At 59.4% G+C, this 14,719-nt stretch carries 10 protein-coding genes and 1 tRNA gene; 7 read left to right on the forward strand and 4 right to left on the reverse strand.

The genetic code is table 11. The features are described from left to right. Positions 1 to 128: 128 nt before the first annotated feature. Complete coding sequence (locus tag ACR3FB_RS01430) at positions 129 to 770, reverse strand: NADPH-dependent F420 reductase (RefSeq protein WP_425083650.1); 642 nt, start codon at positions 768 to 770, stop codon at positions 129 to 131. Positions 771 to 942: 172 nt separating this feature from the next. Between ACR3FB_RS01430 and ACR3FB_RS01435 the strand changes: the two genes are divergently transcribed. The 4 genes from ACR3FB_RS01435 (at position 943) to ACR3FB_RS01450 (ending at position 6,970) form a co-directional block, all read left to right on the forward strand. Then, positions 943 to 4,233 carry an AAA family ATPase gene (locus ACR3FB_RS01435; RefSeq protein WP_480563551.1) on the forward strand — a complete coding sequence of 1,097 codons (3,291 nt, stop codon included), beginning with the start codon at positions 943 to 945 and terminating at the stop codon, positions 4,231 to 4,233. A gap of 102 nt (positions 4,234 to 4,335) precedes the next feature. Further along, on the forward strand, positions 4,336 to 4,632 hold the full coding sequence (locus ACR3FB_RS01440; RefSeq protein ID WP_419739375.1) for a hypothetical protein: 297 nt from the start codon (positions 4,336 to 4,338) through the stop codon (positions 4,630 to 4,632). 20 nt (positions 4,633 to 4,652) lie between these two features. Next, a complete protein-coding gene (locus tag ACR3FB_RS01445) occupies positions 4,653 to 5,861 on the forward strand; it encodes a YcaO-like family protein (protein WP_480563553.1) in 1,209 nt (402 codons plus the stop codon). Continuing rightward, the gene (locus ACR3FB_RS01450) at positions 5,858 to 6,970 is read left to right on the forward strand and encodes a TfuA-like protein (protein WP_480563555.1); all 1,113 of its coding nucleotides are present in this window, start codon (positions 5,858 to 5,860) and stop codon (positions 6,968 to 6,970) included. The genes ACR3FB_RS01445 and ACR3FB_RS01450 overlap by 4 nt, the downstream gene beginning before the upstream one ends. Here the strand turns inward: ACR3FB_RS01450 and rnr are convergent. Both rnr and dapE read right to left on the reverse strand, forming a co-directional pair. Next, complete coding sequence (rnr, locus tag ACR3FB_RS01455; RefSeq protein WP_480563558.1) at positions 6,967 to 9,225, reverse strand: ribonuclease R; 2,259 nt, start codon at positions 9,223 to 9,225, stop codon at positions 6,967 to 6,969. The two genes, ACR3FB_RS01450 and rnr, sit on opposite strands and share 4 nt — an antisense overlap. 62 nt (positions 9,226 to 9,287) lie before the next feature. Then, on the reverse strand, positions 9,288 to 10,427 hold the full coding sequence (dapE, locus tag ACR3FB_RS01460) for a succinyl-diaminopimelate desuccinylase (protein WP_480563560.1): 1,140 nt from the start codon (positions 10,425 to 10,427) through the stop codon (positions 9,288 to 9,290). Positions 10,428 to 10,635: 208 nt separating this feature from the next. Between dapE and ACR3FB_RS01465 the strand changes: the two genes are divergently transcribed. After that, complete coding sequence (locus ACR3FB_RS01465) at positions 10,636 to 11,694, forward strand: transporter substrate-binding domain-containing protein (protein WP_480563562.1); 1,059 nt, start codon at positions 10,636 to 10,638, stop codon at positions 11,692 to 11,694. An 80-nt stretch (positions 11,695 to 11,774) separates the two neighbouring features. Here ACR3FB_RS01465 and ACR3FB_RS01470 read toward each other — a convergent pair. Continuing rightward, positions 11,775 to 11,859 (reverse strand) — tRNA-Leu (locus tag ACR3FB_RS01470). Positions 11,860 to 12,275: 416 nt separating this feature from the next. On the opposite strand from ACR3FB_RS01470, the gene ACR3FB_RS01475 reads away from it, so the two are divergent. Beyond that, complete coding sequence (locus ACR3FB_RS01475; RefSeq protein ID WP_170459901.1) at positions 12,276 to 12,698, forward strand: hypothetical protein; 423 nt, start codon at positions 12,276 to 12,278, stop codon at positions 12,696 to 12,698. 2 nt (positions 12,699 to 12,700) lie between these two features. After that, positions 12,701 to 14,713: a dynamin family protein gene (locus ACR3FB_RS01480; protein WP_170375735.1), complete on the forward strand. Its 2,013-nt coding sequence runs from the start codon at positions 12,701 to 12,703 to the stop codon at positions 14,711 to 14,713. Positions 14,714 to 14,719: the final 6 nt, after the last annotated feature.

The raw sequence follows: 14,719 nt of genomic DNA on the forward strand, positions 1-14,719 counted from the left end.
GTCGGAGGCTAAGGAGTGGCGATCCGAAGCTCCAGCTCAGACACGCGGCGGCGGCTGCTATTTGCAATAGGCCTTTGAAGCAGGCAGGGCGTCCGAGCCTGCCTGCTTCTCCGGGTATTCAAGCGGTATTATGCGTCTGAGCGCAGGATGACAGGCGTGATCCGCGTGCCTTCGCCTTGGACATAAGCCATCTGAATGATCAACTCGGCCAGAGGTTCCAGATACCGTGCGCTCAGCATGGCTCCGCTATCGACCGGGTCATAGTTGATGGCACGAACCAGCTCAGCCACTGTTTCTTTTGCCCCCGCGTTATCCCCGGCAAGGAAGACCTGAGGGCGGATGCCGCCATAGGTCGGATCCGAGTCAACGACATCCGCGAAGATCGCGTTGAAGGCCTTTACGACCGGAACGCCCGGCAGCTTCGCCTGGCAGACCTCGCCGGCGGACGTGGAATGCCCCAGGGTCAGAGCCATGTAGTCATCGGTCAGAGGGTTGGTGCAGTCGACCACCACCTTACCTTCCAGCGAACCCAGAGCCTCTAATGTATCGTCCAGCGCCGTGAACGGCACGGCGATGAACACAACCTCGGCGTGTTGCACCAGATCCGCTGCAAGGCCACCTTTAACACCATGCCGGTCCGCAGCCTCGGCCCCCCGTCCGGCATCCCGCGAGCCGATATGAACCACATGGTCCGTTGCAGAAAACCGGCGCGCAAGCGCGTTGGCGACATTGCCGGTTCCGACGATAAGCAAATTTCTTGAGTTGGGCACGACGACGTTCTTCCCCTTGATAATGTTGCGATTCCGAGGATAGTGGAATCGGTATCATGATGATAATTGTTTTTTGCGCTCGCTTTCAGATTGCAGCGCTTCAGGCGGGCGGTTGGTGTGTTTCAGCCGTGCCGTAAGTGCCCGTTGGTAGGGTGAATGGTGAAAAAACACGATGGCAATTGATCTCGACGATTGGCTGCGCGCGCTTGGAATGGAGCGCTACATCTCGGCGTTTCATGACCATGATGTGGATGGCAGCCTGCTGCCGACGATTACTGCAGAAGACCTCAGGGATATGGGGATCGCGTCGGTTGGCCATCGCCGTCAATTGCTGAATGCGATTGCCTTGCTGCGCAGCGGGCAGGCATCGGACCTGGCAAACGGCCCTTTTGCGGAAAAGGCGGATCGTAGCCACTCGGTCGCGCCGCAACAGCGGCGGCAGCTGTCAGTGGTGTTTACGGATCTTGTCGGCTCGACCCAACTGTCCGAACAATTGGATGCCGAAGAGCTTTCGACCCTATTGACCAGCTACAAAAGCGCCGTGACCGAGATTGTCGAGGAATATGGCGGCTTTGTCGCGCAGTATCTGGGCGATGGCGTTCTGGCCTATTTCGGCTGGCCGCAGGCCTATGATCATGACGCCGAACGGGCGATCCGATCGGGGCTGAGCATCGCCGACTCGATGCATTTTCTGGGCCGCCCGCATGGGGTTAAGCTGAATTGCCGTATTGGCATCGCAACGGGCAATGTCGTTGTCGGGGATCTGATCCGGAACTCATACATCGAAGAGGATCAGGCTGTCGGACGCGCGCCGAATCTGGCCGCTCGAATTCAGTTGATGGCAAAACCGGGCACCTTGGCGATCTCGGATGAAACCAAGAAGATCGTCGAAGGCAAATTCGATCTGACCGATCTGGGAAATCACAAATTGAAAGGCTTTCGCGGCGAAGTGCGTATCTGGCGCGTCGAAGGTGCAACGGACGGCCCCACCCCCGATTTCAAACGTCGGTCAAAAGAAAAGCTGCCGATCATCAACCGCAAGGTTGAACTGGGCCAGTTGGATAGCGCGTGGGAGCGGGTCGCGCAGGGCGTTCCGCGCTCGATGCTCATTTCTGGTGAGCCGGGGATCGGCAAGTCCCGACTGGTGGAAGAGTTCGTATCGCATGTTCTTGAGGCCGAGGGCGACGTTTTGCGCTTTCAATGCTCGCCCTTTCATACCAATGACGCCTTGTATCCGGTACTGAACCAAATCTGGTCTATGGTTTTGGGCGGGGGGCAGCTTTCGGCCGGGGACACAGCCCAGCGGCTGGAACAGATTTTTTCGGCTACAACACTGGACCCGGGCAAGACAGCCTCATTGGCGGATGCCTTGATGCAGTTTCGAGAACACGGGCGCGACACCACGCTGCCGCTTGATGCGCTGGGCCGGAAAGAGATGACGTTTCAGGCGCTGATCGCTCTGTTCGAATGGTATGTGCGCGACAAGAAAGTGCTGGTTGTCTTCGAGGACCTTCACTGGATCGACCCGACCACAAAAGAGCTTTTGGGACGGCTGCTTGAGACGTTCAAAGATGAGCAGGTCATGGTGCTGCTGACCGGCAGGCCCGCGTTTCAAACCGCGTGGGAGGTCAATACGCGCATCGAACTGACCCGGCTGTCCAACGAGGAAATCGGTGAGATTGCGGCGCATGTCTACGATCTGAAACCGGTGCCGATGCCGGTGCTGGAATTGATCGCGGATCGGTCCGACGGGGTGCCGCTTTTTGCAGAGGAGCTTTCCAAGTCGTTCATTGAAACCGGGGTCTTTGACCGAACCGATGGGGGCGGCACCTCGATTGATGAGACGGCGGTACCGACCACGCTGAACGAGTTGTTGGTCGCCCGCCTTGATCGTCACCCCGAATCCCGCCGGATACTGCAGACGGCTGCGGCCATTGGTCGGGATTTTTCCTTCGACGTTCTGTCTGCCGTGATTGATGAATCCGATCATGCGCTGTCGGCTCATTTAAACACGTTGGTATCGGCGCAGATTATTGTTCCCGCCCCGGCTGCGGCTCGCAGATACTCATTCCGTCACGCCCTGATGCGCGATGCAGCGTATGAGACCATGCTGCGATCCGTGCGTGCAATGGTGCATGCGCGTATTGCGGCTGTACTTGGTGCGCGGTTTCGCAAAATCACGCCCGCCCATGCTCTGGGCAGCCATTGGGGGTTGTCCGGCAACCATGCGGAAGCAACACGGTGCTTCCAGCAAGCGGCGGAGCAGGCAAGTTCGCGCTACGCGAATACAGAGGCCACTGCCTATTTCAAATCCGCGTTGAACCATCTGGAACAGGTCACCCTTTCGGACGGGTTACACCCCGGCACACTGCCGGAACGTGCCGATCTGCTGGAACAGCTTGGCACCGTCTTGACCTTGGTTCACGACCTTGACGGCGCGGTTGCGGCTTATCGTGAGGCCGTAGGGTTGGTTCAAGACAACCCGCGGAAAACTGCTAGGTTACACCGTCTGACCGGCAATGCCTTGCAACAGGATCGCGCGGGATCACTGGCCGAACTTGCCGCCGCCGAGGCCGCGCTGGATCAAACCGCGTGGCGGGACGACGCCGAGTTACTGCGGGAGTGGATCGACATCCAACTTAATACGCTCAACGTTCACTACTGGAGCGGAGATGGCGAGGCGATGTCTCAACTGGCGGCCGGGCTGGCGCAGGATGTGGGCAGCATGACCGCTGAACAACGCGCCGAGTATTTCGATCAACTGGTGCTGCGTGACCTAAGAATGTCGCGCTATGATCCCACCGAGGACACGATTGAAACCGCATCGAACTATGTGTCTGCGGCTGAGGAAACCGGCAATCTGGCCATTATAGCCTCGGCTCGGTTTATCCTTGGATTCGTCAATCTGCACAGCATCCGCCTGCCACAGGCACAAGAGGCGATGAGCGCAGGATTGGAGGCCGCGCGCCAATCCGGTCACCGCAAGATCGAGTTGCGCTGCATGACTTATCTGTCCCTCGTCTACCGGCGCATGCACAACCCATCCGAGGCCACGCGTCTGTCTCATGACAGCATTGCGTTGGCGCGGGAACTCAAGATGCATGAGTATATTGCATTGGCGACCGCCAACCTGTCGTGGGAGGCTTGGCAGCGCAGCGCAGACAGTACCGCGTGCAAGCTGGCCCGCGACGCGATTGTTCAGTTCGAGAAGACCTCGATCGCTTATCCGTTTGAATGGTCCGCGCTATTGCCTTTGATCGCATCCAGCCAGACGCAGAAAGACCTCTCCGAGGTGCCAAAGCTATGCGTGTGCCTTCTGGACAGCAGTCAGCAGAACCTGCCCGAGACGCTTCGCAATGTCGTGGCAGATATCGCCACCCTGACAGGCTCGGATGACGTGCCCCTGATCAAAAGACGCATTGCCGCGTTGATCGACGCTGCACGCTATTCTGGGTTCCTCTAACACGGCTCATTTGCGGAAGATTGACCCAGCGCGAGGGAAAGCTTGCGGCAACGGTTTCGATTTGCTGTAGTGAAGACGCCTTTATTGATTGGAGGAGACATAATGTCCGAAAGCGATATTGAGAACTTTAGACACGACCTGATTATTGCAAGCGATGATGGCACAGTGTTGCATATCCCGCGTGAGGTCTGGGACAACAAAGCCTATCAGGTTGATCCTGAGAAGTACCAGAACGACAAGGGCTGGGCCTTGGTGCGAGAGCTTCTGGAATGTGGTGTGAACCTTGCCACCATACCGCCCAAAGACTTCCTGCCGCCTGACAAGTTCGAACCGGAAGGCACCTGCTATCTGGTCAATATCGACGGGCTGAAACAGAGGCACAAATTCACACGCAGCTAGGATCAGCCCCGCTGACAGAGATGAGGCAGGAGGAGGACGACCAGCACCGAGCACCTGCCCACGCGGTTCCGTCCGTACAGGTTCTGGACCGCGTCTTGCCCCATATGAAACGCCTTGGCGTCACCCGGCTGGCTGATCTGACTGGCCTGGATTGCATCGGCATACCCGTCTACGCCGCGCATCGTCCGAATTCGCGGTCTCTGGCCGTGACGCAAGGCAAAGGCGCGACCGTCGCGGATGCAAAGGTTTCGGCTTTGATGGAGGCGGTCGAGCTCAGCTGTGCAGAAACTCCGGTTTTGCCCCTGCGTCTGGCGAGTGCCGATGACTTGGCGAAGGCGGAAAAAGTGATTGATCTTGAGCGTCTGCCCCAGATTTCAGATCACCCTATTTCGCGCGGCAAATCTGTGCTTTGGACCGAGGGCAAGGCGCTCTCAGATGATCATTCGGTCTGGGTTCCTTACGAGCTCGTCCATATGGATTACACGCTGCCCCTCCAGCCCGGATTGGGGTGTTTTCTGATGTCGTCGACCGGCCTCGCCTCGGGCAGCAGCGTTGATGAGGCCACCTGTCAGGCGCTGGCCGAAACGCTTGAGCGCGATGCTGTGACCTTATGGAAGCGCAACCCCAGCATCACGGCGTCTTGCCGGGTCGATCTGCGCTCCGTCACAGACCCGACTTGCAAAGCGCTTCTTGACAGGTTCGACGCCGCAGGGGTGGCTTGCGCAGTCTGGGATGTGACCTCGGACCTTGGAATTCCCGCTTTCTTTGCAACGATCATCGACCGTCAGGATGACACGAGACGTGGCTTGCAAGCGGCCTCGGGGGCAGGATGCCACCCTGCGCGGGGCATAGCCTTGTCTCGTGCCCTGACCGAAGCGGCGCAAAGTCGGCTGACCCTCATCTCAGGCGCGCGGGATGATCGGACGCGCGACTACTATGAAGCGCGGCGCAATGCGGAAACGCTCCGATCGCAGCGCGCCGAGATCGTTGAGGCGGACACGCCGCACGGGTTCGATCAGGTGCCGTTGCATCAGGTCCGCTCCCCTGGTGACAGCCTTGACTGCATGCTTGCCGCGCTTGAACGGGCCGGGCTTGAGGTGCCGGTCGCCGTTGATCTTTCGGTGCCCGACCTGCCCGCAATAGTCATGCGGGTCATTGCGCCGGGGCTTGAAGGTACATCCTACGCACCCGGATACCGCCCCGGAGCGCGCGCGCGACATGTGTCATGAGCCAAGGTGATATCATCCTCTTTGCCGGTCCTTCCTTGCCGCGCCGGTGTGACGTGGAAGACCGGTTGCCGATCCGACGTCTTGGACCTGCGGCGCAGGGTGATCTGCTGAAGGCGGCGCTCGCCCGCCCACGTGCCATCATCCTGCTGGATGGCTATTTCGAGGCCTTGCCCGCCGTCTACCACAAGGAAATCCTTTGGGCGCTGTCCGAAGGCATCTCCGTCTATGGTGCCGCCTCGATCGGGGCTCTGCGCGCCTGTGAGCTTGGCTGTTTTGGCATGATCGGGGTCGGAGAGATCTTTGACGCGTTCGCCCAATTCCGGCTTGAGGCTGATGATGAGGTCGCTCTGATCCATGCGCCCGATGAGGTTGGTTTTGCCAATCTCTCAGAGCCACTGGTGAACATCCGCTGGACACTGGATGCCGCTGTCGCCGCGCAGGTTGTTGAGCGGCAGTTGGCGGATGCCCTTGTCGCAGCCGCCCGTCGCAGATTCTATCCCGATCGCAGCTTTGACAGCCTCCTGGAAGACTGTGCAGCTTTGGACCCAGCCGCCGCAGACCGCCTTGAGGCATGGCTTCCCGAGGGCCGAATTGATCAGAAAAACCGCGATGCACAGGCCTGTTTGCAGCGTGTCGAGAGCGACTGGCTTAACGATACGCTTCCAGTCGCGCCAGCGTTCGAGTTCCGGCATACGGATGCGTTCGAAACCCTTCTGACAGGCGTGCTGTCTCATAACCCGCTGAATGATCCTGAGGTCCTTGCGCGATGCAAGACCGCCTCCGGTGATCGGTTCGACGCGCTGCGCCTTGCCGCAGAGATCGACGCGCTGGCTCTTGCGCTGGACCAGCACTCCGGGCAACCCGTGCCGGGCGAAGACCTTGTGCGTGCAGTATCAGAGTTTCGACAGCAACACGGCCTGCTTGATCAGCAAGCGCTGCAGCACTGGCTGAGTCGAAACGGCGTGGATATCGACGCCCTGTCCCGCAAGTTGGAGGAAAGCGCACGGATCGCACGGGCGCGGCAACAGATTGAGCCCCACCTGAACGACCGCATGCGAGACTTGCTGGTCTTTGCACAGGGGTCGTCACAACCTGCGGGCAAAGGCTAGCGCTGACGCCGTTTCCGTTCGACCTTGCGCTTGATTTTGTCCTTCTTGCGCTTGGTGCTGACGGCCTTGCGTCTGGTTGCGCGTCCCTTCGGGCCGCGTCCTCGGGGCAGGGCCTGATCGTCGATGGAGAGCAGCTCCAACTCCAAGCCGCCCGTAACCGGCGTCGCCACGGTCAGGCGCACGGTGACACGTTGGCCTATTGCTATGATCAGACCGGTATCCGAGCCCATAAGGGTTCCCGCCTCGCGGTCGAAATGGAAGAACTCACGCCCCAGCGATCGGACAGGCACCAGCCCATCCGCGCCGGTTTCGTCCATTTTCACGAAGGCCCCGAACCGCGCGATGCCGCTGATCCGGCCCGTGAACTCATTGCCCACACGCTCGCTGAGATAGGCCGCCAGATAGCGGTCAGTCGTGTCGCGCTCAGCCATCATCGAGCGCCGCTCGGTGTCAGAGATATGCGTCGCGGTTTCGTCAAGCCGCGCGATTTCATCCTCGGTCAGACCGTCATCACCCCAGCCATGGCCCGAGATCAGCGCGCGGTGGACAATAAGGTCAGCATAGCGCCGAATAGGCGAGGTGAAATGTGCATAGTTCCGCAGCGCCAACCCAAAATGACCGTAGTTTTCTGGGTTGTAATAGGCCTGCGCCATCGACCGCAGGGTCGTCAGATTGATAAGCTCCGCATCCTCGGTACCCGCCGCCGCGTTCAGCAGGGCGTTCAGGTGACGGGTTTGCAATACCTGCCCTTTGGCAAGGTTTAGGCCAGCGGCTTGGGCCGTTTCACGTAAGCTTTCCAGCTTTTCAGGCGCGGGTTCTTCGTGGACGCGGAACAGCAGGGGCCGACGCTTCGCAATCAGCGTTTCAGCCGCTGCGACATTGGCGAGGATCATGAACTCTTCGATCAGTTTATGCGCGTCCAAACGATCACGGAAGGCGACGCTGGTGACCTCACCCGTGTCGGACAGAACGATCTTGCGTTCCGGTAGGTCCAGTTCCAGCGGTTGGCGCGTCGCACGCGCGGTTTTCAGCGCAGCATAGGCGGCGTAGAGCGGTTTCAGAACCGTCTCCAACAGCGGTCCTGTGCGGTCGTTGGGGTTTCCGTCGATGGCCTCCTGCACCTCAGCATAGTGCAGCGACGCGGCCGAGCGCATCAGGCCGCGCACAAAGCGATGGCCGATCTTGTTGCCTTCGGCGTCGATTTGCATCCGCACGGCGATACAGGCCCGCGGGACGCCTTCGTGCAGCGAACACAGATCACCGGACAGACGGTCGGGCAGCATCGGCACGACGCGATCCGGGAAATAGCTGGAATTGCCGCGTTTGCGCGCCTCGCGATCCAACGCGGTGCCGGGCTGCACATAAGCGGCGACGTCGGCGATGGCGACCCAGATCACATGGCCGCCGGGGTTCTTGGGATCGTCATCGGCATGGGCATAGCAGGCGTCATCATGGTCGCGCGCATCCGAGGGGTCGATGGTCAGCAGCGGCATGTCCCGCAAGTCTTCGCGACCCTTCAGACCAACGGGTTTGGCCTTGTCCGCTTCGGCGATAACCTTGTCGGGAAACTCGTCGGGGATGCCATGTTGATGGATCGCGATCAGCGACACAGCCTTTGGCGCGGACGGGTCGCCCAAACGTTCGACAATACGGGCGCGGGGCAGGCCCATGCGGGATTTGGGTCCGGCCTGTTCGGCCTCGACCAGCTCACCATCTTTCGCCCCATGCACCGCACCTTCGGGCACTTGCCATTCGGTCTGGCTGGCTTTGTCGATGGGAACGATCCGCCCGCCCTCGGCCCCTTTGCGGAACAGGCCCACAATTTTGCGCGGATTGGTCCCGATACGGCGGATCAGGCGGGCCTCGTAATTGTGGTCTTCTTCCTGCACCACGGTCAGACGGGCCAGAATCCGGTCGCCTTCGCCCAAGGCAGGGTCGCTGGCGCGAGTGATCAGCAGAACAATCGGCTCAACCCCTTCCCCATGCCATTCCAATGGCCGCGCGAACAGGTCGCCATCCTCATTGGGAGCCTTCACCTGCAGCACGCTGACCGGAGGCAGACGGTCCGGGTCGCGATAGCTGCGCTTGCGCTTTTCCAGATGTCCTTCGGCCTCAAGCTCTTTGAGGATGCGTTTCAGATCAATCCGATCCGCGCCCTTGATGCCAAAGGCCTTGGCGATATCGCGTTTCGAGGTCAGGGTGGGGTTCGCCGAGATCCAATCCAGGACCTCTTGTTTGGTGGGGATGCGAGTCATGGGTTTGGCCTAGCACGGCGGTGCGACGGCGTCATGGCTAAAATCGCAGCCCCCTGTACAAGTCAGTCGAAGTAGTCTTTCAGGATGCGGGTATAGATCGCCTTGAGTTGCTCGATCTGAGCCACCTCGACGCATTCGTCCACCTGATGCATGGTCCGTCCGACCAGCCCGAACTCGACCACCGGACAGTGGTTCTTGACGAACCGCGCGTCGGACGTGCCGCCCGTAGTCGACAGCTCGGGCGTTATGCCGGTCTCGGCTTTGACGGCATTTGACACCAGATCGGACAGCGCGCCCGGAGGGGTCAGGAAGCTTTCGCCCGAGATCTTGATCCGTGTCTCAATCTCAACGCCGAAATCCTGCGCCACCTGATCGGCCTCCTGCAGCAACCAATCGCTGAGGGCGGCCCCGGAATGAAGGTCGTTAAAGCGGATATTCACCGTCCCACTGCATTGCGCCGGGATCACGTTGGTCGCGGCATTGCCGGTGTCGATTGTCACGACGGCCAGCGTGGAGGCATCGAAGTGATCGGTGCCCTGATCCAATTCGTGACTGGCCAACCGGTCCATCAACTGCGCCATTGCCGGCAGAGGGTTCTTCGCCCGATGAGGATAGGCCGAATGCCCCTGCACCCCGGTCACCGTAAACCATGCGGTCATTGAGCCGCGCCGACCGATCTTGATCATCTCGCCCATATGGTTTGGACAGGTTGGCTCGCCCACCAGACAGACCGACATCCGCTCATGCGATTGATCCATATAGTCCAGCAGGGCCGTCGTGCCGTCCAGCGCATCGCCTTCCTCATCTCCAGTGATGGTCAGGATGATGGCCCCGTCGGGTGGGGTATCGCGCACGAAATCAATAGCGGCGGCAGCAAAGGCCGCAACTCCGGATTTCATATCGGTTGTGCCGCGTCCGAACATAACGCCGTCATGCACCTCGGCCCCGAAGGGGAGCTTGGTCCATGCGGCCTCATCGCCTACCGGAACAACGTCGGTGTGGCCGTTGAAACCAAAACTGCGCGGGTGCCCTTTGGTCCCCCAACGGGCGAACATGTTGCAGATGCCGCCGCGATCCACCCGCGTGCAGTCAAACCCCGCATCTGACAGCAGATTTTCCAGCAAGACCAAAGCCCCCCCTTCAACGGGTGTGACCGATGGGCAACGGATCAAATCCGCTGTCAATTGAACTGCGTCCGTCATTTCGGGCCTCGGGGTTGGGTTTTCGTTCAGGTTCCCGCACAGATTCAACGAATTGGCCGGATTGCCAACCCCAATCCGCCAGATTCCCCCGGTAATTCCCACAATGTGTCGAGTTGAGACGCCAATAAAACATGGTGCTTTACCCTGCGGTGACCTTGCTGTTTTGACCTCAATCGCGCTACAGGGCGGCGAAACAGGTAATTTGACCATGAAACGCGCCTTTTACGCATTGATCAGCCTGACTTTCGCCGTTCTCGCACAGCAAAGCCTGGCCCAAACCTTGAACGTCACCACGGTGACCCGCCCGCCGTTTTCCTATGTCGAGGACGGTGCCGAGGCTGGTTTTTCGATGGACCTGCTGGCAGCGCTCGCCGAGTCGCTGGAGTGGGAGTACTCCGTTACCCGGGTCGAGGCCTTCGCAGACATGCTGGGGGCCGTGCAGGATGGCACGGCGGATTTGGCGATCGCAAATATCTCGATCACCGCGCTGCGTGAGACGCAGATGGATTTCAGCCAGCCGATCTTCGAGGCTGGGTTGCAGATCATGGTGCCCTCGGATTCGGCGCGCAAGCCGTCGTTGCTGCAGGCGCTACTGTCGGCCGAGCTGTTCTTTGCCATCGGCCTGGCCTTTGCCATCCTTCTGGGGGGCGGCATGCTGATGTGGGGGTTCGAACGTCGCGCGCAGCCCTATTTCGACCGAAAATTGAACGAGGCATGGTTCCCATCCTTCTGGTGGGCACTGAACTTGGTCGTCAATGGCGGCTTTGAAGAGAGGATGCCCCGTACGCCCTTTGGCCGCATTTTAGGCGTCATACTGGTGGTGTCGTCCCTGTTCATCGTCTCGGTTTTCACCGCCCGGATCACCAGTGTCATGACGGTGGATGCGATCACCGGGAATGTGAATTCGGTCAATGACCTTTACGGCAAGAATGTTGGCACGATCGAAGGATCGACTGCTGCCAGTTTTCTCAACCGGCGCGAGATCGAATACGTCGCCTTCCCCGGGCTTAATGAAATGTTGGAGGCATTCAAGGCCGAAGACCTGAACGCGGTCGTGTTTGACGCCCCTGTCCTGTCCTATTTCGCGGCCCATGAGGGTCGTCGGATCGCCACGATGACCGGAGGAATCTTCCTGCGCGAAAACTACGGCATAGCCTTCCCAACGGGATCACCCTTGGTGGAAGAGGTCAATCAGGCGCTTCTGGCTTTGCGCGAAGATGGAACCTATGACGAGATTTACCGCAAATGGTTCGGATCGCGAAACTAAGAAACTGGCCTCTGGTTTCGAAGGCACAGCTAGCTCAGCGGACCAGCTGAAACGCTACAATTATCGCCTATGGATACCAGTGGTGCGGGTGGAGGGACTTGAACCCCCACGCCTTGCGGCGCCAGAACCTAAATCTGGTGCGTCTACCAATTTCGCCACACCCGCAACCGGACGCTTATGCGTCGGACTGGAGCGCTGGATAGCAAAGCTTTTCCGCAAGCGCGAGGGGTAAAATCCATTCAAAGGCAAGTTTTTGCGCTTGAACAAAACGCCGTTGCGATTCGCTGGTATTTGCCAAGCGCTGCGGTATAGTCCGCCAACGTTGCCAATTTGCAGACTATGCGGTTTGTCGCGAGATAGGTGTTTTTGAAGAAGAACCCCGTACACGTAGGGGTTGAGGCATTCTTATGAATCGCGCGCCTTAATGGCGCCACATTTGAAACGCCAAAATATCTTATTCGCGTCAAAATAACACCGCCTTGAACGGGCTTCTTGGTCGCGTAGGAGTTAATGAGTCTTTTCTGCCACTTAGGCGCCCTTACGAGTTTTTTTGCTCAACTCCAGTCTCGAGGTTCTTTGCTGTGACCGATCCGAACAACTCCGCTGCCCACGAGCAGGATGCCGTCATCTTTGCACGTGAGAGTTTTCTGGGTGAACTCAAAACCCTGAACCGTGACTACCCCAATACCGGCTTTGGAATTTCACTGCGCACCCATTCGGGCCAGCACTATCTGCTGGCAAACGCGCGGATGCCGCTGCCCGCCAGCAAGTCTGACGGCTTTCCGACCGGGCGTCGTGTGGCCTGCCTGGAAAACGGCGACCGCTTCAGCTCGATCGAGGTTCTGGCAGATTCCGAAGGCTATGAAACCATCACACCGCGGGCTGAGGCTGAGATTCTGGGCAACGCCCTGAACCTGATCGCCCGTATCGACACCCTGACCGGGATTCCGGCTCAAGGCGCGGATCACGCGCATCGGATCGCGGCAACAGGAACCGGAGGCTAAACATGGCGCGCAATGACCACCTTTTGTCTGTGGGCAACGAAGCTCTGATGCCGATGACGTCGGCGATGACGTCGTTGACATCGCAGATCGACCAACTGACAGAGGTGGCGGATGCGCGCTCCTCGGCGCGTCTGGCGACGCTCAAGACGCGAATGGAAAACTTCACCGCCAGCGTAACGATGGTGGGGCAGGTCAAGGCTGGCAAGTCCTCGATCGTCAACATTCTGGCAGGCCGTCCTGCGCTGCTGCCTTCTGACGTCAACCCGTGGACCTCGGTGGTCACGACGCTGAACATCAACACGCGTCCGCCGGGCGACACTAAGTCCAAGTTCACCTTCTTCGAGCAGGAAGAATGGGACAACCTGATGGTGGGCGGCGGTCGTCTGGGTGAGCTGGCCAACCGGGCCGGTGCGGATGACGAAATGGACGACATCCGCCGCCAGATCGGTGAGATGAAGGCCAAATCAGAAGAACGTCTTGGCAAGCATTTCGACCTGATTCTGGGCCAAAGCCACCAGTACGATTATTTCGACGAAGAGCTGATCCAGCGCTACGTCTGTCTGGGCGATGAGGACGATCCGGATATCGACCCCAAGACCGGACGGTTCGCCGATGTGACGAAGTCGGCCGAGCTTTACATGGACATACCGCAATACCCGATTGCGCTGAAGCTCTGCGATACACCCGGTGTGAACGATACCTTCATGGTGCGCGAGCAGATCACGCTGCGTAGCCTGCGCGGGTCCGAGGTTTGTGTTGTCGTGCTGGCTGCAAGCCAGGCGCTGACCACGATGGACATGGCGTTGATGCGGATCATCGCCCAGTTCGAAAATCGCCAGATCGTGCTGTTCGTGAACCGTATCGATGAGCTGGCTGATCCGGTGAACCAAGTGCCCGAGATTCGCGACCGGATTCAGGACACGCTGAAACAGAACAACATCGATGCCAACACAAGTGTTGTTTTCGGCAGTGCCCTCTGGGCCGAGGCGGCCTTGACCGGCAACCCGGATATTCTGACCGAGGAATCGCGCGAGACCCTGAACACTTTCTACCTTGCTGCAGGGTTCGGGGATCAGGCGCCGTCGCTCGACAAGATTTGGGCGCTTTCGGGCCTGCCCGATCTGCTACTGGCAATGAACGAACGCATCGCCGAAGGGGCAGGGGCCAGATTGCTGGACCGCGTGCGCCACCGGGCGCGTAACATTGCCAGCCAGATTCGCGCCACTGCTGTCGCAAAGACCCTGTCCGGAGGTGAGGGCGTCGTCCGCGATCTTGACGGTGCGTCGCCCGAGGATGCGATTGCCGCCGTGTCCGCCGAGTATGACAAAAAGGCCGCTGACCTGACCGCCAAGCTGCGCGACAAGGTGCTGGAGCGCTTGAACTCGGCCGAGACGAGCTTTGTCAAACGGGCTACCGATTCTCTGATTTCGCACCTGGAACAGAATGGTGAACAGGGTACGTGGCAGTATGACCCTGCAGGTCTGCGGACGCTGCAAAAAGCGGCGTATTTCAGTTTTGCCCGTTCGATGCGCAAAGAAGCCGGCGCGCTTTATTCTGCAGCTGCGGCGGATGTCGAGGCGCTCTATCAGAAACTGCTTGGCAATCATCTGGGTGAGTTCAACATCGAAGCCCCGATCGTGCCCCGTGTACCGCCTCCGCTGGGGATTGGCCGCACCATCGCACTGGACCTGCAAAGCACGTGGTGGCGGCGCTGGTGGCAGCGGCGCAAAGGGTTCGAAGCTTATGCATCCGATTACACCCGTCTGATCGCGTCCGAGGCGAACTCGATCACCAAGGATATCGAAGAAAATCAGGTCGCCGCTGTGCTTGAAAACGTGCGGGCCGTCCTGACCGACTTCCTGCGCGAGCAGAAGGAAACCCTGCTGAATATCTCGGCCACGGCCGAGAAGGATGCAGGGCAGAATCCGGCGCTGATGGCGGGTCTGCAATTGCAGAAATCCCGTGACGAGATTCTGGGCAGCATCCTCAAAGATCTAAGCAACGAAGCGGCGTAAGTAGAA

The sequence above is a fragment of the Ruegeria sp. AO1 genome (assembly GCF_056535985.1).

Excerpts from the sequence above, each read along its gene's own strand:
- ACR3FB_RS01465 (WP_480563562.1), top strand. The coding sequence starts at position 10,636 with ATGAAACGCGCCTTTTACGCATTGATCAGCCTGACTTTCGCCGTTCTC.
- ACR3FB_RS01435 (WP_480563551.1), top strand. The coding sequence starts at position 943 with ATGGCAATTGATCTCGACGATTGGCTGCGCGCGCTTGGAATGGAGCGC.
- ACR3FB_RS01440 (WP_419739375.1), top strand. The coding sequence starts at position 4,336 with ATGTCCGAAAGCGATATTGAGAACTTTAGACACGACCTGATTATTGCA.
- dapE (WP_480563560.1), bottom strand. The coding sequence starts at position 10,427 with ATGACGGACGCAGTTCAATTGACAGCGGATTTGATCCGTTGCCCATCG.
- rnr (WP_480563558.1), bottom strand. The coding sequence starts at position 9,225 with ATGACTCGCATCCCCACCAAACAAGAGGTCCTGGATTGGATCTCGGCG.
- ACR3FB_RS01480 (WP_170375735.1), top strand. The coding sequence starts at position 12,701 with ATGGCGCGCAATGACCACCTTTTGTCTGTGGGCAACGAAGCTCTGATG.
- ACR3FB_RS01445 (WP_480563553.1), top strand. The coding sequence starts at position 4,653 with ATGAGGCAGGAGGAGGACGACCAGCACCGAGCACCTGCCCACGCGGTT.
- ACR3FB_RS01450 (WP_480563555.1), top strand. The coding sequence starts at position 5,858 with ATGAGCCAAGGTGATATCATCCTCTTTGCCGGTCCTTCCTTGCCGCGC.